At 55.6% G+C, this 324-nt stretch carries 1 protein-coding gene; it reads right to left on the bottom strand.

What is annotated here, in order from left to right; translation table 11 throughout:
* Positions 1-324 (bottom strand): VCBS domain-containing protein (locus tag FTW16_RS22440; RefSeq protein ID WP_222433370.1); only part of this gene is annotated, 324 nt, incomplete at both ends.

The following is a 324-nucleotide window of genomic DNA, read 5'->3' as shown; positions in this document are numbered from 1 at the left end:
CCTAAATCCGGGTCGTCGACATTTAAATTACCGCCCGTCGTCAGCGTCACGTCTTCTTGCACGGCGCCTTTATCATCGCCAGCTTTGCTTGGCGTGATGACCGCCGCGTCGTCTGAGCCCGTGATGGTCACTGCAATCTCATGCGTGCTGCCATCCGCAGTTTCTACCGTGAAGGTGCGAACGATGGGAGTAGAGTTGGCGTCTAGAGCTTGAACATCCGCGTGGTCATTGTTGAGCGTGTAGGTCCACTCACCGTCTGCATCGATACTGAACGTGCCGTAGTTGCCATCTTGAATATCGGTCTGCGCGGTAAACACCGCTTCG

This window comes from Vibrio sp. T20 (genome assembly GCF_007858795.1).
GTDB classification, from domain to species: Bacteria; Pseudomonadota; Gammaproteobacteria; order Enterobacterales; family Vibrionaceae; genus Vibrio; species Vibrio satsumensis.
Note: the sequence above shows the minus strand (reverse complement) of the source record. Positions and strands in the feature narration are given on the sequence as shown.